Origin of the sequence: Paractinoplanes durhamensis, assembly GCF_016862175.1 — a bacterium.
Taxonomy (GTDB): Bacteria; Actinomycetota; Actinomycetes; order Mycobacteriales; family Micromonosporaceae; genus Actinoplanes; species Actinoplanes durhamensis.
The window spans coordinates 123009-143700 of the sequence record NZ_BOML01000021.1; the positions used below are offsets into that span (position 1 = coordinate 123009).

Sequence of the window (20692 nt, forward strand, 5' to 3'; positions counted from 1 at the left end):
ATGAGCGACTCGTCCCGCGTAGTTCTAGGCCTCGGTGGGTGCGTCGACTACGAGTTGAAGCTGACCACCGCGGTCCTGGAAAAGCTGATCATCGAGTACGGCATCGTCGCCGCGGAACTGACGTCGCCGAATACGGTGACCGGCGAGCGGGACCTCCTGGTGTCGATCCTGTCCTATGTGGCCCGGGGTGGTGGCGGCGAGCACTTCGTCGCCTCCGCCCCGGCGCTGGCCACCTTCGCCGATCGCTTCCCGCACCGGGAGACGCTGGGCGGCACGTCGGTCCGCGCCGGGATCCTGATGAGCCGGCTGGGGGTTCCGTCGACGCTGCACCTGGTCAGCGTCAACGACACCTTCCGCCGGCTGCTGCCGCCCGACAGCGAATACATCAACAGCGGCACCGACGACACCTTCTATCCACACCTGATCGTCCAGTACGACCAGGGCCTGTGGATCCGGGCGAACGACATCGACATCCACGCCCCCTTCCCGAACCGCCTGATCTACGTCAACGACCCGGCCAACGCCGACATGCTGATCGGCGAACTCGGCGACCGGCTCGGCAAGGCGTCGGTCTTCCTGATCTCCGGCTTCAACGCCATGCGCGACGAGGCCGAGCTCAACGTGCGGCTCGCTCTCCTGCGCGAACACATGCGGCAACTGCCGCCGGACGCGGTGACCTACTTCGAGGACGCTGCCTACCACGAGCCGGCGTTCAGCCGCCGGGTCCGCGAGGCCCTGCTGGAAACCATTGATGTGTACGGGTTGAACGAGGACGAACTCCAGTCCTATCTCCGCCGCCCGGTCAACCTGCTCGACCCGGCCGACGTCGCCGACGCGCTCACCGCCGTGCACGCCCTCATCCCGGTGCCGACGCTGGTGCTGCACACCAAGTACTGGGCTGTGGCGCTGGGCGCGGGCGACTACACCGACGCCCTCGACACCGGCACCGTCATGGCGGCCACCCGCTACAGCCACGGCGACGACTTCACCGACGCCGACGTCGCCCGGCTGCGGGCGCAACCGCGCCGGCCCGAGTCGGTCGCCTTCGCGGCCGAGCTGCACGCCCGGATGGGCGACGTGGTCCGCTGCGTGCCCGGTTTCGTGCTCGACGTCCCGAACCCGACCACGGTCGGGCTCGGCGACACCTTCGTCGGTGGCTTCCTCACCGCGCTCGCACTCAGGGAAGAACGATGACTGTCGAAGCATTGCCCGCCAACCAGCCCGAGACGTTCTACCGCGGGGCCGGCCGGATCGCCGAGTTCCGCAACGTGCCCGCGCTCGCCGACCGTCCCGAGGACTGGGTCGGGTCGGTGACCAGCCGGTTCGCGCTCGCACCGGCCGGGCTGTCCACGCTGGCCGACGGCCGGGTGCTGGCCGAGGCGATCGCGGCCGACCCGGGCTGGTGGCTCGGGCCGGACCGGGCCGACACCGGGGTGCTGGTCAAACTGCTCGACGCCGGCCAGCGACTTCCGCTGCACGTGCACCCCGACCGGAGGTTCGCCACCGCGCACCTGGCCACGCCGTACGGGAAGACCGAAGCCTGGGTGATCGTCTCGGCGCGGCCCGGCGCGTACGTCCATCTGGGGTTTGCCCGTGATGTTTCTTCCGCGGAATTGGGCGGCTGGGTCGAGGGCCAGAAGAACGACGAGATGCTCGCCGCCACCAACCGGATCCCGGTGGCGGCCGGCGACGCGATCCTCTGCCCGGCCGGGTTGCCGCACGCGATCGGCGACGGCATCCTGCTGGTCGAGATCCAGGAACCGACGGACTTCTCGGTCCTCCTGGAGTACGAGGGCTTCGGCCTCGCGGACGGTCACCTCGGCCTGGGGTACGACCTGGCCCTGCAGTGCGTCGACCGCGGGGCCTGGACGCCCGCGCGCCTCGACGGGCTCCGCGGCTCCGCCTCGCAGTTGCTGCCCGCGGCCGCCGACGAGTTCTTCGCCGCCAACCGGCTCCACGGCGGCGACCAGCTTCCGCACGAATTCAGCATCCTGGTCGTCGTCGGCGGCGAGGGCCGGCTCTCCGGGGCGAACGACGATCTCGCCGTCCGGCGGGGGGACACGCTGCTCATTCCGTACGCGGCCGGGCCGCTCCGGCTCGACGGGCAGGTCGAGGCCGTCCGCCTCGGTGCCTCCCGCCACTGACTCCTGGATCCCGGGTGTAAGCCGTGTTCCGGCAGCCGATCTGCCGTGATGCCCGGGGCTCGGGGGAGCGGGGCCTCGCCATGTCCCTTTGGCGGGGCCCCGCTTTATGTTCCCGTGGGGAGAGGCAGATCACGGGGTTCGCTCCCTGTTCGCTACCAGAACGCTTACCTTTCGGCGGCGGCGGCCGAATGAAGCACTCGACCGGGTTCCCCCTTCCGCGAGGTGCTTCAACCATGATTGCTTCGGCCTCTGTCGCTACCGAGTTGCCCGCCATCGGCGCGCCGATGTTCCTTGTTCTCGGCGAAGGCTTGAACTTCCGGTCCCGCCTCGAGTCGATCGACGGCGACACCTTCACGGTCGCCGCGCCGCTCGAGACCGCCGACCCGGCCGAGATCGTGCCGGGTCACCTGTTCGACGTGTTCTGGGCGCCGCCGCGTACCCGGATCGTGCTTCCCACCCGGCTCGTCGCCATCTCCGAGCAGGCGCCGTACCGCTGGACCCTGGCCCCGATGGAGGCGCCGCGGCAGAGCAACCGGCGTGAGTTCGTCCGCGGTGGCGGCGGCGCCGTCGTCCGGCTCGCCAACGAGGACCGCGCGATGGAGGGCGCCCTGCTCGACATCAGCGAGGGCGGGCTGCGCTGCTGGATCGACGAGCCGGTGAAGCTGACGGTCGGCGACCACCTGCGGGCGGCCGTGAGCCTCGGCGACGCCGGCGAGGTCGAGATGACCGGCACGATCCTGACGGTTCGCGACGCCCCGCACGGCGACCCGGGCCAGCACGTGGTGCTCACCTTCAACTCCGAGGAGAGCCTGGCCCAGATGATCCGCCTCTACGTGATGACGTGGGAGATCAACGAGCGCCGCCTCAGCCAGGACGCCGCCTGACCTTCCCCGGCGCAGTTTTTCGCGGTCCGAGCCGTCATGGCTCGGACCGCGCGCGTTTCTCCTGCGATGCGTCAGCTGAATTCGCTCGGCGCCCCGACGGTGTAGAGCAGCAGGGCCAGCGTGGCGATGGTGAAGAGCGCCAGAACGACGCGGTTCGTGGTGATGGTCATCGTCATCCTCCGTCCAGGTGTCGTGCGATGCGTCAGCTGCTGTATTCGCTCGGCGCCCCGACGGTGTAGAGCAGCAGGGCCAGGGTGACGATGGTGAAGAGCGCCAGAACGACGCGGTTGGTCGTGATGGTCATGGTCAGCCTCCGTCGATGTGTGGTGCGCCGATGGTGTGGAGCAGTAACGCCAGGGTGGCGATGGTGTAGAGCGCGAGGGCGATGCGATTCATCGAGTCGGTCATGGTCAGCCTGTGCTCAGGTGCGGTGCGCCGACGGTGTAGAGCAGCAGGGCCAGGGTGGTCAGGGTGAAGAGCGCCAGGGTGATGCGGCGCCGCGCGAGTGTCATCGGGGTCAGCCTCCATCGAGATGTGGTGCGCCGGCGGTGTAGAGCAACAGGGCGAGCGTGGCCAGGGCGAACAGCACCGGTGTCATGCGGCGCATCGTGACGGTCACGGTCAGCCCGTACTGATGTGTGGTGCGCCGACGGTGTAGAGCAGCAGGGCCAGGGTGGCGAGTGTGAAGAGGGCCAGAGCGATGCGGTTGGTCGTGATGGTCATGGTCAGCCAATACTTAGGTGCGGCGCGCCGACGGTGTAGAGCAATAGGGCCAAGGTGGCCAGGGTGGACAGCGCCTGTGTCGTGCGGCGCATCGTGACGGCCATGGCGTCAGCCGCCGTGGGTATGCGGGGCGCCGATCGTGTAGAGCAGCAGGGCCAGCGTGGTCAGGGTCAGCAGGGCCAGGACGGCCTGGCGTCGAGCGAGCGTCATGGCTCAGCCTCCTTGTTCGAACGGTGCGCCGGCGGTGTAGAGCAGCAGGGCGATCGTGGCCAGGGTGAAGAGCGCCAGGGTCATGCGGCGCGTCGCGAAGGCCATGGCGTCAGCCTCCGTGGTTGTAGGGCGCGCCGACGGTGTAGAGCAGTAGGGCCAGCGTCGCGAGCGTGAAGAGCGCCAGGGCGATGCGGTTGGTCGTGATCGTCATGGGGTCAGCCTCCGTGGTCGTAGGGTGCGCCGATCGTGTAGAGCAGTAGGGCCAGCGTGGCCAGAGTGAAGAGCGCCAGCGTGATGCGGTGCTTCGCGAGCGTCATCGGTCAGCCTCCGTGCTCGTACGGTGCGCCGACGGTGTAGAGCAGCAGGGCCAGCGTGGCCAGGGTGAAGAGCGCCAGGGTGAGGCGGCGCCGGGCGATGATCATGGGTCAGCCTCCGTGCTCGTGCGGTGCGCCGACGGTGTAGAGGAGCAGGGCCAGCGTGGCCAAGGTGAACAGCGCCAGGGTGAGGCGGCGCCGGGCGAGGGTCATGAGTCAGCCTCCCTGTTCGTAGGGCGCGCCGACCGTGTGGAGCAGCAGGGCGAGCGCCATCAGGGCCAGGACGGCCCGGTGCCATGTGATGGTCATGGGGTCAGCCGCCCTGCTCGTGCGGGGCGCCGATCGTGTAGAGCAGCATCGCCAGGGCGGCCAGCGTGTGGAGCAGCGGCGTCAGGCGAGTCCAGGGCCAAGTCTTGGTCATCGTGTCTCCGGGGTTGGCGGCGCATCGCCAGCAGGACGAATGCGCAGGCACCGCCCGCGATCAGGATGTCGCCGGGGCTGATCATGGCGTGCAGCGGCGTCAGCGGGATGGTGTCGCCCAGGACCGCGGCCCGGGTCTCGGTGGTCGCGGCGACGTTCTTCGGGGTTTCGCCTCCGGTGGGGAGACCGGCGCCGGCGGCGGCCTGAGCGTCGTACGGCATCCGGCCGTTCAGGGCGATGGCCAGGCCGTTGAGGGACGCGCCCAGGACGATCGCGACACCGGCGATGCGGACGGCGCGCGGCCATCTCGGCAGGTTGAGGGCCAGCCACGCCAGAACGGCGCCGAACACGACGGCCAGCGTCGCCGGGCCGTGCAGGGCGGGCACGTGGTATTGGGCCAGTTGGGCGGCCGCGGCCAGCCAGATCAGCCACAGCGCTCTGATTTTAATGGTGCGCAGGGCGCCGAGCCGACCGCCGGAAAGATATCCGAGTGCCGCGCCGGCCAATGGCGGGGCGGCGATGAGAATCGCGAATCTCGCAGACATGGCAGTCATTTCCCGCTGCGGCAATGGCATGGGTGGACTCCCCGGCCGCGCCCGCTGAAGGACGCGGCCGGGTCACCGGCCGAAGCGCGGAAATGGGGCTATCGGGTCGGTCCGGCCCAGGCGGTCGGGCCCGCCCAGCTGCGGGTGGGGCCGGCCCAGCCCCGGGTCGGGCCCGCCCAGCCGCGGGTCGGTCCGGCCCAGGTGGACATGTCGGTGTGCGCTTGCTTGATCATTTGATCCCCCAGTGACAAGCGATTTGGAATTGCGATGGGGTCGACGGTATACCCGGATGGTCAAGGCGGAAATACCATTCTCCGGTCGCGAACCCGACAGCTGATTCGGTGCAACCGGAGGGGACAATGGAATTGCATAAAAGTGCAAAAGCAACGGGGGCTATTGATGAATGCGGCATTTAATCGATATTGGACGGCGCGACTCGTTTCGTACGCCGGTGACCAGATCGCCCGGACTGCCCTGCTCGTCGCCGTCTTCGACCGGTACGGTGCGGCCGCCCTCGGCTGGTTCCTGGTCGCGGCGACGGTGCCGCGGCTGTTCGGCCCGGTGCTCGGCGCGCTCGCCGACCGGTTCGACCAGCGGCGCATCATCGTCGTCTGCGACCTGGCGCAGGCCGCGCTCTACACGGCGATCGCCCTGCTCAGCCCGTCCCTGCCGGTGCTGCTCGCGCTGGTCGCGGCCGCGTCGGTGGCGGCGACCACGTTCACCCCGGCCGGCCGCAGCCTGCTGCCGGAGCTGGTCGGCCCGGAGCGGCTGGGTGCGGCCAACGCGCGCCTGGCGGTCGGCGTCAACATCGGCTTCGCGGCCGGCCCGGCACTCGGCGGCGTGCTGCTGTCGGTGGCCGGCCTGACCCCGACCCTGCTGCTCGACGTGGTGTCGTTCCTGGTGTCGGCGGTGCTGGTGGCCGGCCTGCGCCCACTGGCCCGGCGCGCCGCCGCGACCACCGAGCCACTGCGGGTGGTGCTGCGCGGCGGCCTCGGCGTGGTCCGCACCAACCTGGTGGTCCGGGCGGTGGCCTGCGGTTTCCTGGTGCTGGTCACGTTCGCGGCGCTGGACAACGTGGCGGTGGTGCCACTGGTCCGCGACGCCCTGGGCGCCGGCCCGATCGCGGTCGGCCTGCTGACCTCGGCGTACGGCATCGGCATGGTCGCCGGCCCGCTGGTGATCGCCCGCAACGCCGACCGCTTCCGCTTCGACCTGATCCTCTACGCGTCCCTGCTGGTCATCGGCGCCGGCACGCTGCTGACCGGCCTGAGCTACGCGGTCGCGCTCGCCATCCTGGGCCAGGCCTTGGCGGGCGCAGGCGCCGGTTGGCACAACGTAGCCGCCGACACCTTGGTGCAACGCCACGTGCCGGCCGACCGCCTGGGCACGGTCTTCGGAACGATCTACCTTTTCCCGTACGCCGCGGAAGTCCTCGCCTACGTAGGCGGCGCCGCCCTGCTGGGTGCGGTCGGCCCTCGCTGGCTGTTCGTCATCTCCGGCCTGGGCGCCGCGGCAACCCTGGCCCTGGTCCTGCCGATGCTGTCCCGCGCGCTGTCCACAGGCCGGCGACACCGGGTGGCGGAGCCCGCGATGGCTGGTCAGTGAGATCGGCCGCCGGCCCGCGTGGGCGGGCGCGGCGGCCGATGCGACTATGCGGTGGTGCCGAAGAGCTCCGAGTAGACGGCGAAGGCCATCGCGATGTCGGCCTGCGCCCAGAAGCGGTGGTAGGTGAAGGACGGCGCGGCGCCGCCGTCCAGGTAGGCCTGGATCTTCGGGAAGTCCGGGTCGTCCTCGTAGAAGGACCGGATCGACAGGAACGTCGCGTCGGCGTCGATCGGGTCGCCGTTGGGCATGGTGCCGGTCCAGCCGGCCGGGATGTAGACCGGGTCGGCGAAGCGGCTGTAGTCGGTGCGGGTCTCGGCGACCGAGATGCCCTTGTCGGTGGTGTGCACCGCCAGCGCGTCCAGCAGGTTCTTCGCCAGGGTCTGGGTGGCGGTGTCGCCGGCGGCGGCCGCGTAGTACAGCAGGGTCTTGATCAGGGCGGCGGTGACCCCGACGTCCTGGCTGAAGTCGGCGACCGACACCCGCAGGCTCGCGTTGCTGCCGGGGCTCGACGGGTTCCAGGTGTCGGGCTGGCCGGTCCAGGCCAACGTGGACGGGATCTTGAAGTCGCCGGTGGCCGGGTCGGCGGTGATCTGCGCGGAGACCCAGGCCACCCACTTGTCCAGGACCGGCTTCACCTTCGTGTCCTTGGACAGGTAGTAGTACTCGGCCCAGCGCTCCATCGCCCACGCCTGCATGCCGAACCAGTTGTTGCTCGGCGGGTCGTGGTAGACCGGCTGCCAGTCGTACGCCATGCCGTAGAAGGTCGGCGTGCCGGCCGGCGGGGTGGCGTAGGCGCCGTCCCAGCTGTTGGTGGCGCCGCCGGCGATCGCGCCGTCGGCCGACTGGAGCCACTGGAGGAACTCGATCTGCCGGCCGAGGCTGGTCGACCAGTCGGTCTTGCCGGTGGCCGACTGCGGGGCCAGGCCGGCCTGGGTGGACAGGGCCCAGGCGGCCACCGGGTTCTGGTAACCCTGGTGCGCGGCGCCGTCGCCGATCCGCCACGCCCAGCCGCCGCCCGGCTCGGCGCCGCCCCACGCGAAATACCACCCGAGCAGGTAGTGCGCCGAGTTCTTGCCGCTGCCGGCCGCGCAACCGGTCGGGCTGGTGCAGTCGCCGACCTGCTTGAAGTATTTGTCGAAGAACGCGTACCGCAGGTAGTCGCCCATCTTGGCGGCCTTCGCCACCGAGGCCGAGATCGCGCCCGCGTTGCCCTGGTCGGTCGCCCACTTGAGCGCCCAGTAGGCCGCCTGCACCGCGCGGGCGTCGGCGTCCGGCGCGTTGGTGTATTTCCACTGCTGGGCGTAGCTGCTGTCGCCGGTGAACAGGTCGAGGTAGCCGTTCGGGCCGCCGTACTTGAACAGGTCGGTGCTCGGCTGCGGCACCGTCTCCCACACCGACTCCTGCGAGCCGCGCTGGTAGGAGTTGATGTAGCAGGGGCCGGACGCGCTCGGGCCGTTCTCGCCGCCGGTGCCGGCCGTGGTGCCGTAGCCGTACACATTGTCCACGTCGATCAGCCAGTGCATGGCGTACATGTCGGCGGTGCCGTAGGCCGACTTCAGCTCGGTGGCGATCGGGTCCTGACCGACCGGCACGGTCTTGTCGAGCGCGCTCGGGTAGTCGGAGACCGCCGGATGCTCGGGCGCGTAGGTGGCCGGGGCGGCCGGGTTGTACGACGCGTTGGTGGGCTGGTCGACCGCGGCCGGGATGATGAACTGCTCGGCGGCCGCCCAGCTGGCGTTGAACGGGGCCCAGTCACCGGTGACCCTGCCGTAGGTCGCCTCCAGCCACATCCAGTAGCTGAACGCCTCGGACGTGGTCTCGTGACCGTGGTCGGGCGCCTCGACCATCAGCGTCTCGACCGAGTGGTAGGGCACGCCCTGCGGGCTGAAGTAGCCGCTGGCGGCGGCCTTGATCTTGGCGTACTGGTCGAGGAACTTCTGCGAGTACTCGTCCGCGGCGAGTGCGGGAACCTCGGCGGCGGCGGCGAATTTCGCGCCCGCGGCGACGCCGGCGATCGTGCCGCCGACCGCGATCACGAATCCTCTTCGGGACAGGGGGGCCATGCAGTCCTCCAAGCGGGGAAGCCGGCCGCGAGAGCGGGGATGGCCGGCCGCACCGCTGTCAGTGGGTGACGGCGTTTTGGCGGAAACGCCCGGAAACATCGACGCCGATCGTGACATGGGAGCGCTCCCATTGCAACCGGGCGAGGCTCAGGCCGAGGTCATCGCGGTGCGCAGCCGGGCCGCGTCCTGGGCCGGCGGCAGGCCGTAGACGCGGCGGTACTCGCGGTTGAACTGGGTCGCGCTCGCGTAGCCGACCGCCTCGGCCACCTGGGCCGCGGTGGTGTCGCCGGCCATCAGAAGGCGGCGGGCCTGCTGCATGCGCAGGTGCTTCTGGAACTGCAACGGGCTCATCCCGGTGGCCGACCGGAAATGGCGGTGCAGGGTGGCCGGGCTCATGTGCGCGACCTCGGCCAGGCCGGCCACCGTGATCGGGGTGGCGTAGTGCTCCAGCAGCCACGCGGCGGCGTGCCGGATGCGGGTGGCCGCGGTGCCGGCCACCGACCAGCGGCGCAGCACCGGGCCGAGCGGGCTGCCGAGCAGGCGGTAGAGGATCTCCGCTTCGGTGCGGGTGGCCAGCGGCGCGATGTCGCCGGGGGAGTCGAGCAGAGTGACCCAGCGGGTGACCGCGTCGACCACGGCCGCCGGCATCGGCGCGGCGCCCTGGCCGGGCGACGAGTCACCGGGGGCCGGCTCGTCCAGCTCGAGCAGCAGGCCGGTCAGGACCTGGGTGTCCAGCCGCATGATCGCCGCCCGGTAGGGGAGCTCCTCGAACGTGGCGGTGACCGGCACGTGCAGGCTGTTCAGGTACATGTCGCCGGTGCCGGCCCGCCACGAGCGGTCGCCCGAGACGGTGCGCTTGGCGCCCCTCGCGACGAAGCAGATCATCGGCTCGTAGAGCATGTCGGCCAGGCTGAAGTGCTCGTCGACCGCGGTCAGGGTCAGGCGCGGGACGGCCGTCTCGGTCGAGATGCCGTCCCGGTGCCGCTCGATCGCGGCGGCCAGTTGGTCGGTCACAGGGTGCCCCAGCCGTGAGAGGATCAGGCAATCTTACGCGACTTGGGGCCCATGCCGGCCAGGCCGCGGATTCGTAGCGTTGGTGGCATGACGAACACGCAGCGAAAGCTTGGCCGCCAGGGCCTCACGGTGGCGGGGATCGGCCTCGGCACGATGGGCATGACGATGGCGTACGGTGCCCCGGACGAGGAAGGCGGCATCGCGGCGATCCGCCGGGCGTACGAGCTCGGGGTCACCATGTTCGACACCGCCGAGCTGTACGGCCTCGGCACCGGCAGTAACGAGCAGCTCGTCGGGCGGGCCGTGAAGGGCTTCCGGGACGAGATCGTGATCGCCACCAAGTTCGGGTTCGACCTGAGCGATCCGGGCAAGCTCGGGCCGCTCGACAGCCGCCCGTCGCACATCCGTGAGGTGGCCGAGAACAGCCTGCGGCACCTCAGCACCGACCGGCTCGACGTCTTCTATCAGCACCGGGTCGACCCGGACGTGCCGATCGAGGACGTGGCCGGGACGGTCCGGGACCTGATCGCCGAGGGCAAGGTCCGGTACTTCGGGCTGAGCGAGGCCGGCCCGGAGACCATCCGCCGGGCGCACGTCGTGCAGCCGGTGTCGGTCCTGCAGACCGAGTACTCGGTGTTCGAGCGGGCGGTCGAGGACGACGTGCTGCCGGCGGTGCGCGAGCTCGGCATCGGCTTCGTGGCCTACTCGCCGCTCGGGCGCGGCTTCCTCACCTCCGAGGTGCGCCCGGCGGCCGACTACCCGGCCGGTGACATGCGTAGTTTCGACCCGCGGTGGCAGCCCGGAAACTTCGAGAAGAACCTTTCCGCCGTACGCGAATTGACCGCTCTCGCCGAAAGCAAAGGGGTGGCCGTGACCCAGCTCGCCCTGGCCTGGTTGCTGGCGCAGGGCGAGGACATCGTGGCCATCCCGGGCACCCGGAGCCCGCGGCGGGTCGAGCAGAACGTCGCCGCGGCCGACCTCGTGCTGACCGCCGAGGATCTGGCCCGGGTGCGGGAGATTCTGCCCGAGGGCGCCGCGGGTGCCCGCTACACCGAGGGCTCGATGCCGGTCTGGTCGTAGAAGTCGAACGCGGCTGAGCCCCGGGTGACGTACATGCCGATCACCCGGCCGGTGAAGCCGGTCGCGACCTCGGTGGAGAGGTAGCGGCCGTCCAACTCGGCCAGAATCGGCCCGGCCCCGACCCGGAACACGACGGTGTCGGGGCCGGTGCCCTGGTTGGGGCGGGTCTCCACGACCAGGTCGACCGGGCCGGCCGGCACCGGCTGCTCCCCGAAGACCTGGCGCAGCGGCCCGATCCGGGCGACCACCCGGGCCTGGCCGTCGCCGACCTCGAGGTCGTAGTGGTGGTCCTCGTCGATCCGGATCGACAGCCCGGCGCGGGCCGTGCCCGGGTCGAGCCGGGCGGTCACCCGCACCGAGTGGTGCTCCTGGCGGCGGCCGATGAAGGTGACGCGAGGCTCGTCCAGGGACGGCCCAGTGGCGTGCAGGGTCAGCCAGCCGGGCCGGTCGGTCAGCGACCAGGCGTCGCCGGGCCGGCCGCGCGGGGAGATCCACGCCGGAGCGAGGGCCGGGCCGTCGAAGTGGTCGCTGGTCGCGACGAAAGGCGCGGGCTCCTCGACGATCGGGTCCACCTCGGGCCAGCCGTCGACCCAGCGCACCGGGGCCAGGAACGTCTCGCGGCCCAGCACGTGGAAGCCCGGGGTGTTGCCCTTCGGCCGGGTCGCGAGCAGCACCATCCACCAGTCGCCGCCGGGCGTGCTGACCAGGTCGGCGTGGCCGGTGCTCTGCACCGGACGGTTGGTGCTGCGGTGGGTCAGGATCGGGTTGCCCGGCGCAGCCTCGAACGGGCCGCGCGGGCTGCGGGCCCGCGCCATCGCCACGGTGTGCCCGCGCTCGGTGCCGCCCTCGGCGATCATCAAATACCACCAGTCGCCGATCCGGTAGAGATGCGGCGCCTCCGGATACTGCAGGCCGGTGCCCTGCCAGCCCGGGAACGGGCCGTCGATGATCTTCCCGGCGACCGGGTCGATCCGGGCCACCTGGGTGCCGGAGACCGTGCACCAGCAGGTGCCGTCGTCGTCCCAGGCCAGGTCGGGGTCGATGCCGGGCAGGTCGATCCAGGCCGGCTCGCTCCACGGCCCGGCCGGATCGGTGGCGCTGACGATGAAGTTGCCGCCGCCCGAGGTGTTGGTCGTGATGATCCAGAAGCGGCCGTCGTGGTGCCGGATGGTCGGGGCGAAGATGCCGCCCGACGCCGGGGTGTCCGCCGGGAGCGGCAGCTGCGACGGCCGGTCGAGGGCATTGCCGATCTGCCGCCAGCTCTCCAGGTCACGGCTGTGGAACACCGGCAGCCCGGGAAAATACTCGAAGCTGGAGCAGACCAGGTAGTAGTCCTCGCCGGCCCGGCAGATGCTCGGATCCGGATGGAAGCCCGGCAGGATCGGGTTGCGCATCAAACGCCCTTCAATTGCGTACGGAAGTGGTGGAGCGCGCCTTCCTCGTCCAGGATCCCGCCGCCCTCGTGGCCGTTGTACTCCCAGATCTTGATCTCCCGCGGCCCGCCGTAGACGTGGTAGGCGCCGAAGATGGTGGAGGGTGGGCAGACCGCGTCGCGCAGCGCGGCGGACAGGTAGATCGGCGCGGTGGCGCGGGCGGCGAAGTTGACCCCGTCGAAGTAGGACAGGGTGCGGTGCACCTGCTCCTGCTCGCCGCGGTGCACCTTCAGATAGTCGAGGATCTCGCGGTACGGGTAGGAGTCGGTGGCCCGCACCGCGCGCGGGAAGTCGCACAGGAACGGCACGAACGCCGCCGACGCCGCCAGGTCGGAGCGCAGCCCGGAGACGGCGAGGGCCATCCCGCCGCCCTGGCTGCCGCCGACGACCGAGACGCGATCCGCGTCGACGACGTCGAGGGAGCGGACGGCGTCGACCGCCCGGACCGCGTCGGTGAACAGGCGCCGGTAGTAGTAGGTGGCCGGGTCGAGGATGCCGCGGGTCATCACGCCCGGCACCTGTGCCGAGGAGGGTCCCTCGTCCGGGGTGGCGCCCAGGCTCCAACTCGAACCCTGGCCGCGGGTGTCCATCTGGAGGTGGGCGAAGCCGGCCGACGCCCAGAACAGGTTCTCCAGGTGGTGGCCGCGGCCGCCGCCGTAGCCGACGTACTGCACGACCGCCGGCAGCGGCTGCTCGACCCCGGCCGGCAGGCGCAGCCAGCCGCGTACGTCCTGGCCGGCGAAGCCCTTGAAGGTGACGTCGTAGATCTTGACGGTGGCCAGGCCGGCCGGGACCTCGGTCAGCCGTACGTCGATGTCGTGCCCGGCCGCCTCGGCCAGGGTCCGCGTCCAGAACGCGTCGAAGTCGTCGGGGTTGACCTGGCTGCTGCGGTAGTTCGCCAGGTCTTCGGGGGACATGTCGGTCAGCATCGGAGTCCTTCGGTCGTCATCCCTTGAATGCGCCATCCATGATCCCAGCCACCATCCGCCGTCCAACGAAGACGAACAGAATCAGCATCGGGATGGTGGCCAGGAACGAGCCGGACATGGCGAGCCCGAGATCGACGTCGTAGTTGTTCTGCAACGCCTTGATGGCGATCTGGGCGGTGTACATCTCCGGCGATTTCAGCACCACGAACGGCCAGAGGAAGTCGTTCCACGCGGTCACGAACCCCAGAAGACCGAGAACAAAGGCCGCCGGGCGGACGAGGGGGAACGCGATCCGCCAGAAGACCTGCCAGGTGGTCGCGCCGTCGATCCGGGCCGCCTGGAGCAGCTCGTCGCTGATCGTGGTGGCCAGGTGCTGACGCATCCAGAAGATGCCGAACGCGCTGGCCAGCCCCGGCACGATCAGCGCCTGCAGCGTGTCGACCCAGCTCAGCTTAGAGATGATCATGTACTGCGGGATGATCGACAGCTGGGTCGGCACCGTCATGGTCAGGACCACGAGCAGGAACAGTGTGTTGCGGCCGCGGAAGCGCAGCTTCGCGAACGCGAACCCGGCCAGCGAGCACAGCAGGGCCTGGCCGACGCCGATCGAGACGGCCACGATCAGGCTGTTCAGCAGGGCGCGTAAGAATGGGACGGTCTCGAACACCGTCGTCGCGAGGTGGAGGAAGTTGCCGCCCGGGACGACCGCCGGGGGCTGTTGGCGCGCCGCGGCGGTGTCCGAGGTGGAGACCACGAACATCCAGTAGAGCGGGAAGAGACTGATTAACGCGGCAAGGCCGAGACCAGCGTAGGTCCACCACCGCACTCGCTCGATTGTGCGAACCTTCATTCACTTGTCCGTCCGGCCGCGGGTGGATAGGAAGAAGTTGAGGCCGGCGAACGCCACCACCAGGACGAACAGCGCCACGCCGATCGCCGCGCCGTAGCCGAACTGGAACTGCCCGAAGCCCTGCTCGTAGAGGAAGAGCGTCAGGGTCTGGCACTGCCGGACCGGTCCGCAGGTCAGCGGCGCGGACTGGCTGAGCAGCAGTGGCTCGGTGAAGATCTGCAGGCCGCCGATGGTCGAGGTGACGATCGTGAAGACGATGACCGGGCGCAGCGACGGAATGGTGATCCGGCGGAACTGCGCCCACGAGCCGGCGCCGTCCACCGCCGCCGCCTCGTAGATCTCCCGCGGCACCGCCTGCAGCGAGGCCAGGTAGAGCAGCGTGTTGTAGCCGGTCCACCGCCAGGCGACCATCACCGCGATCAGCACGTGGCTGCCCCAGGTCGACTGGACGAAGTCGATCGGCCCGATGCCGACCTGGCCGAGCAGCCAGTTGAGCAGGCCGTAGTCCCGGTCGAACAGCTGCAGGAAGACGATCGCGGTGGCCGCCACCGAGGTGATGTAGGGGACCAGCATCGACATCCGGAAGAACACGGCCCACTTGAGGCGTACGTGGTTGAGCAGGTGCGCCAGCCCGAGCGCGATCAGCAGCTCGGGGATCGTGGACAGCAGCCAGATGCTGAACGTGTTGCGCACCGCGTTGTAGAACCGCGGGTCGTCCAGCAGCCGGCGGAAGTTGTCCAGGCCGATGAACACGTGGTCGCCGATCGGATTCCAGTCGAACAGCGAGACGTAGAAGGTGAACAGCAACGGCACCAGGCCGAAAACCCCGAAGATCACGAAGAACGGGGCGATGTACGCGTACGGCGCAAGTCGTTCTTTGATCGGCTCTTTGGAAGTGCCCGGCGCCGTTGCTTTCGGCGGCGCCGGGCTCAACGTCGTGGTCACCGTTACTTACCGATGGCCGTCTTGATGTTCTTGAGCGCGTCGTCCCAGGCGGTGGCCGCGTTGCCCTTGCCCTGCTCGACGTTGGTGATCGCGTTCTGGAACTCCTGGCCGATCGCGCTGGTGTCCGGGCCGATCACGAACGGCTGCAGGCCCTGGACCGACTTCGTGTAGATCTCGCCGGTCGGCGCGCCGGAGAAGAACTCGTCCTTGAGGCCGGTCAGCTTCGCGTCGGTGTAGACGCTCGGGGTGGTCGGCAGCGCGCCGGAGTCGACGAAGTGGGTGAGCTGGCTCGCCGGCGACTGGGTCGCGGTGATGTAGTCCCACGCGGCCTTGGCGTTCTTGGCGCCCTTCGGGATCGCGAGGTAGCTGCCGCCCCAGTTGCCGGAGCTGCCGGGGATGGTGGCGATGTCCCACTTGCCGGAGGTCTTCGGCGCGTTCGAGCGAATCGTGTTCAACATCCAGGACGGCGCGGCGATGGTGGCGAAGCCGCCGTCGGCCATCGCGGCGCTCCAGCCGTTGGAGAAGGAGCTCTGCTTCGCGGTGATGCCGGCCTGCGCGGCCTGGATCGCGTAGTCGAACCCCTGCTTCACCTGCGCGCTGGTCGAGTAGACGACGTTGCCGTCGTTGTCGTAGTACTTCTGCGGGCCCTGGTTGACGGCCTGGTAGAAGACGCTGGTCGCGGCGTTGTCGACGAACGGCTTGCCGGTCTTCGCGACGTAGTCCTTGCCGGTCGTGATGAACGCGTCCCAGGTCGGCCAGAGCTTGGCGACCTCGGCCCGGTCGGTCGGCAGGCCGGCCGCCTTGAACAGATCCGTCCGGTACGCCACGGCCATGCCGCCGACGTCGGTGGGGATGCCGACGATCGAGCCGCTCTTGGCGGTGCTCTGCGCGATGACCCAGTCGAGGTAGTCGCCCTTGATCTTGTCGGCGCCCAGCGTGGACAGGTCGTAGAAGTTCTGCGACTGCTGGACGAACTTGGGCAGGTCGTCACCCTGGATCAGCACCAGGTCGGGCACCTTGCCGCCGGCCAGCGCGGTGGTCAGCGCCTGGGCGGTCTCGACCGACGTGCCGACCTCGGTGAGCTTGATGTCGACGTCGGCGTGCGTCTTCTTGTACTCGTCGACCGACGCCTTCTGGTTGATGCCGGTGAACGACCAGAACTCGAACGACTTGCCGTCGCCGGTCGCTTCCGTTTTTCCGTCGCTGCCGCCGCCGCAGCCGGCCAGTGCGAGAGCCAGTGCGGCAACCGCCGCTATCGCTATCCGGGACTTCATATCTCCTCCTGAAAATTTCGAAGAAGTTTCCGATCGTTACCAGCGGAGGTTAGGAGTGTGGCGTTCATCGCGTCAAGGATTGTTTCGGCTCTGGCGCCGAAAAAATCGGGCGCTACACTGCGCGACATGACCACGAGGGAGAAACCGGCGGCCGGCCCGCTGACCATCGCTGAGATCGCGCAGCAGGCCGGGGTGTCGATCGCGACCGTCTCGAAGGTGGTCAACGGCAAGTCCGAGGTGTCCCCGGACACCCGCGCGCTGGTCGAGGGGGTCATCTCGCAGCACGGCTACCGCCGGCAGAAGAAGCGGACCCAGACCACGTCGCTGATCGAGCTGGTCTTCCACGAGCTCGAGGGCGCGTACGCCATGGAGATCATCAAGGGCGTCGAGCAGGTGGCGTCCCAGCACGACCTGGCTGTCGTGCTGTCCCAGGCGCAGAGCCGGCAGTCGCCCGGGCGCGGCTGGATCGAGGGGGTCCTGGCCCGGCGGCCGGTCGGCGTCATCGGTGTTTTCGAGGGGCTGGACGACGCCCAGCAGCGCCAACTGCACCACCGGGGGATCCCGCTGGTGCTGATGGACCCGACCGGGGAGCCGGTGCACGACCTGCCGTCGGTCGGCGCGAGCAACTGGAGCGGCGGGCTGGCGGCCACCCGGCACCTGATCGAACTCGGCCACCGGCGGATCGCCGCGATCACCGGCCCGGCCCGCATACTGTCCAGCCGTGCCCGCCTCGACGGCTACCGGGCGGCGCTCGACGCGGCCGGGCTGAAGAACGACCCGGCCCTCGTCCGGGAGGGTGACTTCCACGTCGGCGACGGGCTCGTGCACACGAAGGCGCTGCTCGCGCTCGCTGACCCGCCGACCGCGATCTTCGCCTTCAACGACGCCCAGGCGCTCGGCGTCTACCAGGCGGCGTCCGCCGCCGGGCTGCGCATCCCGGACGATCTCAGCGTCGTCGGCTTCGACGACCTGCCGTCGATCCAGTGGGCGATTCCGGGCCTGACCACCGTCCGGCAGCCGCTCGGCGAGATGGCGGCGGCGGCCGCGTCGATGGTGATCGCGGCGGCGGGCGGCGAGGTGGCGGCGAGCAATCGGCTGATCCTCGCGACCGAGCTGGTGGTGCGGGCGAGCACCGCTAAGTTTTCGCCTTCGAGCTGAAAGTATCGGGTTTTGTGGGCCGTGAGAGGATCTTGGAGGGGGTAGGGCGAACGGCGGGGGATCAGATGCGTACGACCAGGGTTGCCCTGGTGATGGTGCTGGCGTTGTCGGCGTGTGCCTCGGGGGAGCAGCCGGCTGCGGCGCCGTCCGATCGCTCCGTCTCGCCGACGCCGAGCCACTCGCCCGAACCCGGCTGGGTCGGCACCTGGGCGGTCGGCGTGCAGTCCGGCAGCACTGGCTTCGAGCAGCAGACCCTGCGCCAGGTCGTGCACACCAGCATCGGCGGCGACCAGGTCCGGGTCCGGCTGTCCAACCAGTTCGGGGCCGCGCCCCTCGCGGTGACGGGCATCGGCCTCGCCCAGCCCACCGGCGGGGCCGGCATCGACGTGTCCACCGCCCGCGCGGTGACGTTTTCCGGGAACAACTCGGTCACCGTCCCGGCCGGCGAGGAGGCCGTCTCCGACGCGCTGTCGCTCACCGTGGCGGCCGACACCGACCTGACGATCAGCATGTATCTGCCGGCCGCCACCGGGGCGCCCACCGAACATGTGCTCGCCAACCGGGCCAACTACGCCGCCACCGGTTCGCAGATCGCCGACGCCGGGCTGCGCGACTCGAAATCCACCAGCGCCTACTACTTCCTGTCCGGGCTCGACGTGCACAACACCGCCGCGTCCGGCGCGGTGGTCGCGTTCGGGGCGTCGGTCACCGACGGGCTCGGCTCGAAGTCCGGCACCAACCAGCGCTGGCCGGACCTGCTCAGCGACCGGCTGCGCGCGTCCGGCCGGACGATCGGCGTGCTCAACACCGGGATGAGCAGCAACCGGCTGCTGTCCGACGGCCCCGGCGGGGAGAGCGCGATCAGGCGCTTCGACCGCGACGTGCTCGACCGCCCCGGCGTGCGCTGGGTGATCATCTCCGACGAGCCGGCCAACGACCTCGGCAACGACAGCTCCACCCGGGCCGACGCGCTCACCGGCGGCCTGGCCGAACTCGTCGAGCGCGGCCACGACGCCGGGATCAAGGTGATCTGTTCGACGCTGACCCAGGCGTCGGGCGCGTCCTACTGGAGCACCGCGGCCGAGACCGGGCGGGCCGCCTACAACGCGTTCGTCCGCGGCGGCACGAGCGGCTGCGACGCGGTGCTCGACCTGGACGCCGCAACCCAGGACCCGTCGTCGCCGACCCGGCTGAAGCCGTCCTTCGACTCCGGCGACCACCTGCACCCCAACACCGCGGGCATGAAGGCGATCGCCGACGCGGTCGACCTCAGCTGGTTCGACTGAGCCGATCCGTCGTCCAGCTGGCGAGCTGCGCGCGGACGTCGGCACGGGTCTCCTCGGCGAGGGCCTGGGCGTGGGCCCGTTCGAACACCTCGTCGAGCCGGATCGGCGTGCCCGCGTCGGCGGAGAGCACGGCGGCCTCGACCATCGCCAGGCTCATCAGATTTTCATGAACCTCGCCCGACGGCGGCACGCCGGTGCGCAGCGCCTCGGCGAACGCGTGCAGGGAGGCCTCGACGTCGCCGAGCTCCGGGCCCGCCGGCGCGTCACCGCCGGCCGGCTCGTTGTCGCCGTCCCAGAGGGCGGTGCCGTGCTCGCCGCTGACCCGCCACTCGCCGTTCCACGACGTGGTCGCGCCGGGGCTGCACCACGTGCCGTGGTAGACGTAGCGGGCGCCGTTGTCCATCTCGAAGACCGCGATCGCGTTGGCGTCGCCCGCGAACCAGCTCCACGCCGGGTTCCAGGATTGGCAGTAGACCGAGACCGGCTCCGACCGCAGCAGGTAGCGGGCCGCGTCGAACGGGTGGATGGCCATGTCGACCAGCAGCGGCTGGGCCATCACGTCGCGGAACCCGCCGAAGTGCTCGCTGCGGGCGAACGTCGTGGTCACCGCCCCGATCCGGCCGAGCCCGTCGGCCATCGCCCGCAGCCGGGCCAGCTGCGGGTTGCGCCGCCGGGACTGGCTGACCATGAAGAGCTGACCGGTCAGCTCGGCCGCCGCGGCCAGCGAGAGCGCCCGGCTGACGCTCTCGGCCAGGGGCTTCTCGCCGAGGACCGGCAGGCCGGCGAAGAGCGCCGCGGTGGTCACCGGGTGGTGCGCGGCGGGCACGGTCACGTTGATGACCGCCTCCGCGCCGGTGCGGCGGGCCAGCTCGACGGCGTCGGTGCCGACCGGCAGGCCGCCGGCCACCGCCCGGGCCGCGTCCTCGTTCAGGTCGGCGACGCCGGCCAGCTCGACCTCGTCCGAGGCGGCGATGGCGGTCAGCCAGCGGCGCCCGAACCCGCCCGCCCCGACCAGGACGACCCTCACTTCAGCGCACCCTGGTAGCCGCGGCCGTCGAAGAACTCGCCGGTCTCGTAGCGCAGCAGCTCCGGCGCGGAGCGGTCCGGCCGATCGGTCTTCGCCCAGGCCACGCCGTTGGCGATCACCCGGCGGACGTCCTTGTGGTGGTAGGTCGGATAGGCCTGGTCGCCCGGGCGGAAGTAGAAGATCTTCCCGTGGCCGCGGCGGAACGTGCAGCCGCTGCGGAAGACCTCGCCGCCGCTGAACGAGCTGACGAAGACGAGCTCGTCGGGGGCCGGGATGTCGAAGAACTCGCCGTACATCTCGTCCTCGTCGATGACGATCGGGTGCGGCACGCCCTGGGCGATCGGGTGCGTGGGGTCGACCGTCCAGATCAGCTCGCGGTCGTGCTCGTCGCGCCAGCGCAGCGTGCAGCTCGTACCCATCAGCTTCATGAAGATCTTCGACCAGTGCCCGGAGTGCAGCACGACCAGGCCCATCCCGGACAGCACATGGCGGTGCACCCGCTCGACGACCTCGTCGGCCACCTCGCCGTGGGCGGCGTGCCCCCACCAGGTGAGCACGTCGGTCGCGGCGAGGACGTCCTCGGTCAGGCCGTGCTCCGGCTGGTCGAGCGTCGCCGTCCGCACGACGCAGGTCTCGCCGAGGTTCTCCCGGATGCCGTCCGCGATCGTGGCGTGCATGCCGTCCGGATAGCGCCGGGCCACGTCCTCCTCGATCTGTTCGTGTCGGTTCTCGCCCCAGACGGTCACGCGCAGTGTCATGGCGGTCCTTTCGATGCGTATCGACTGATC

General features: G+C 70.3%; 18 protein-coding genes. 7 read left to right on the forward strand and 11 right to left on the reverse strand.

The window, feature by feature from the left end:
* The 3 genes from Adu01nite_RS12595 (at position 1) to Adu01nite_RS12605 (ending at position 3028) form a co-directional block, all read left to right on the forward strand.
* Positions 1-1194 (forward strand): ADP-dependent glucokinase/phosphofructokinase, encoded by a 1194-nt coding sequence (locus Adu01nite_RS12595; RefSeq protein WP_203726800.1) that lies wholly within the window; start codon positions 1-3, stop codon positions 1192-1194.
* Entirely contained in the window at positions 1191-2144 is a 954-nt protein-coding gene (locus Adu01nite_RS12600; protein WP_203726801.1) for a class I mannose-6-phosphate isomerase, read from the forward strand. The genes Adu01nite_RS12595 and Adu01nite_RS12600 overlap by 4 nt, the downstream gene beginning before the upstream one ends.
* A gap of 233 nt (positions 2145-2377) precedes the next feature.
* Entirely contained in the window at positions 2378-3028 is a 651-nt protein-coding gene (locus Adu01nite_RS12605; RefSeq protein WP_203726802.1) for a PilZ domain-containing protein, read from the forward strand.
* Between the two features lie 1552 nt (positions 3029-4580).
* Here Adu01nite_RS12605 and Adu01nite_RS12610 read toward each other — a convergent pair.
* Positions 4581-5240 (reverse strand): DUF5317 family protein, encoded by a 660-nt coding sequence (locus tag Adu01nite_RS12610; protein ID WP_203726803.1) that lies wholly within the window; start codon positions 5238-5240, stop codon positions 4581-4583.
* 98 nt (positions 5241-5338) lie between these two features.
* Positions 5339-5473, reverse strand: a complete 135-nt coding sequence (locus tag Adu01nite_RS48455; RefSeq protein ID WP_275414647.1) for a hypothetical protein — start codon at positions 5471-5473, stop codon at positions 5339-5341.
* A gap of 166 nt (positions 5474-5639) precedes the next feature.
* On the opposite strand from Adu01nite_RS48455, the gene Adu01nite_RS12615 reads away from it, so the two are divergent.
* Positions 5640-6845: an MFS transporter gene (locus tag Adu01nite_RS12615; protein ID WP_203726804.1), complete on the forward strand. Its 1206-nt coding sequence runs from the start codon at positions 5640-5642 to the stop codon at positions 6843-6845.
* A 44-nt stretch (positions 6846-6889) separates the two neighbouring features.
* Here Adu01nite_RS12615 and Adu01nite_RS12620 read toward each other — a convergent pair whose 3' ends face one another.
* Together Adu01nite_RS12620 and Adu01nite_RS12625 are read right to left on the reverse strand one after the other, a co-directional pair.
* Positions 6890-8908, reverse strand: coding sequence for a glycoside hydrolase family 48 protein (locus Adu01nite_RS12620; protein WP_307836630.1), 2019 nt, complete (start codon positions 8906-8908; stop codon positions 6890-6892).
* A gap of 147 nt (positions 8909-9055) precedes the next feature.
* Positions 9056-9922 (reverse strand): AraC family transcriptional regulator, encoded by an 867-nt coding sequence (locus tag Adu01nite_RS12625; protein ID WP_203726806.1) that lies wholly within the window; start codon positions 9920-9922, stop codon positions 9056-9058.
* Positions 9923-10009: 87 nt separating this feature from the next.
* On the opposite strand from Adu01nite_RS12625, the gene Adu01nite_RS12630 reads away from it, so the two are divergent.
* Positions 10010-11002 (forward strand): aldo/keto reductase, encoded by a 993-nt coding sequence (locus Adu01nite_RS12630; RefSeq protein ID WP_203726807.1) that lies wholly within the window; start codon positions 10010-10012, stop codon positions 11000-11002.
* On the opposite strand, the gene Adu01nite_RS12635 is transcribed toward Adu01nite_RS12630, so the two are convergent.
* From Adu01nite_RS12635 to Adu01nite_RS12655, 5 genes are read right to left on the reverse strand one after another with little or no spacing between them, the layout of a single operon-like run.
* The gene (locus tag Adu01nite_RS12635) at positions 10969-12396 is read right to left on the reverse strand and encodes a glycoside hydrolase family 43 protein (RefSeq protein WP_203726808.1); all 1428 of its coding nucleotides are present in this window, start codon (positions 12394-12396) and stop codon (positions 10969-10971) included. The two genes, Adu01nite_RS12630 and Adu01nite_RS12635, sit on opposite strands and share 34 nt — an antisense overlap.
* Complete coding sequence (locus Adu01nite_RS12640; RefSeq protein ID WP_203726809.1) at positions 12396-13364, reverse strand: acetylxylan esterase; 969 nt, start codon at positions 13362-13364, stop codon at positions 12396-12398. Before Adu01nite_RS12640 ends, Adu01nite_RS12635 begins: the two co-directional genes overlap by 1 nt.
* 16 nt (positions 13365-13380) lie before the next feature.
* Entirely contained in the window at positions 13381-14214 is an 834-nt protein-coding gene (locus Adu01nite_RS12645) for a carbohydrate ABC transporter permease (protein WP_203726810.1), read from the reverse strand.
* Complete coding sequence (locus tag Adu01nite_RS12650; protein ID WP_203726811.1) at positions 14215-15159, reverse strand: carbohydrate ABC transporter permease; 945 nt, start codon at positions 15157-15159, stop codon at positions 14215-14217.
* 2 nt (positions 15160-15161) lie between these two features.
* Positions 15162-16433, reverse strand: a complete 1272-nt coding sequence (locus tag Adu01nite_RS12655; RefSeq protein ID WP_203726812.1) for an ABC transporter substrate-binding protein — start codon at positions 16431-16433, stop codon at positions 15162-15164.
* Positions 16434-16559: 126 nt separating this feature from the next.
* Here Adu01nite_RS12655 and Adu01nite_RS12660 point away from each other — a divergent pair, with 126 nt between their 5' ends.
* Positions 16560-17591 carry a LacI family DNA-binding transcriptional regulator gene (locus Adu01nite_RS12660; RefSeq protein ID WP_203726813.1) on the forward strand — a complete coding sequence of 344 codons (1032 nt, stop codon included), beginning with the start codon at positions 16560-16562 and terminating at the stop codon, positions 17589-17591.
* Between the two features lie 65 nt (positions 17592-17656).
* Entirely contained in the window at positions 17657-18877 is a 1221-nt protein-coding gene (locus tag Adu01nite_RS12665; RefSeq protein WP_203726814.1) for a GDSL-type esterase/lipase family protein, read from the forward strand.
* On the opposite strand, the gene Adu01nite_RS12670 is transcribed toward Adu01nite_RS12665, so the two are convergent.
* Positions 18861-19904: a Gfo/Idh/MocA family protein gene (locus Adu01nite_RS12670; RefSeq protein ID WP_203726815.1), complete on the reverse strand. Its 1044-nt coding sequence runs from the start codon at positions 19902-19904 to the stop codon at positions 18861-18863. The genes Adu01nite_RS12665 and Adu01nite_RS12670 overlap by 17 nt on opposite strands.
* A complete protein-coding gene (locus tag Adu01nite_RS12675) occupies positions 19901-20662 on the reverse strand; it encodes a ThuA domain-containing protein (protein ID WP_203726816.1) in 762 nt (253 codons plus the stop codon). Before Adu01nite_RS12675 ends, Adu01nite_RS12670 begins: the two co-directional genes overlap by 4 nt.
* Between the last annotated feature and the right edge of the window lie 30 nt (positions 20663-20692).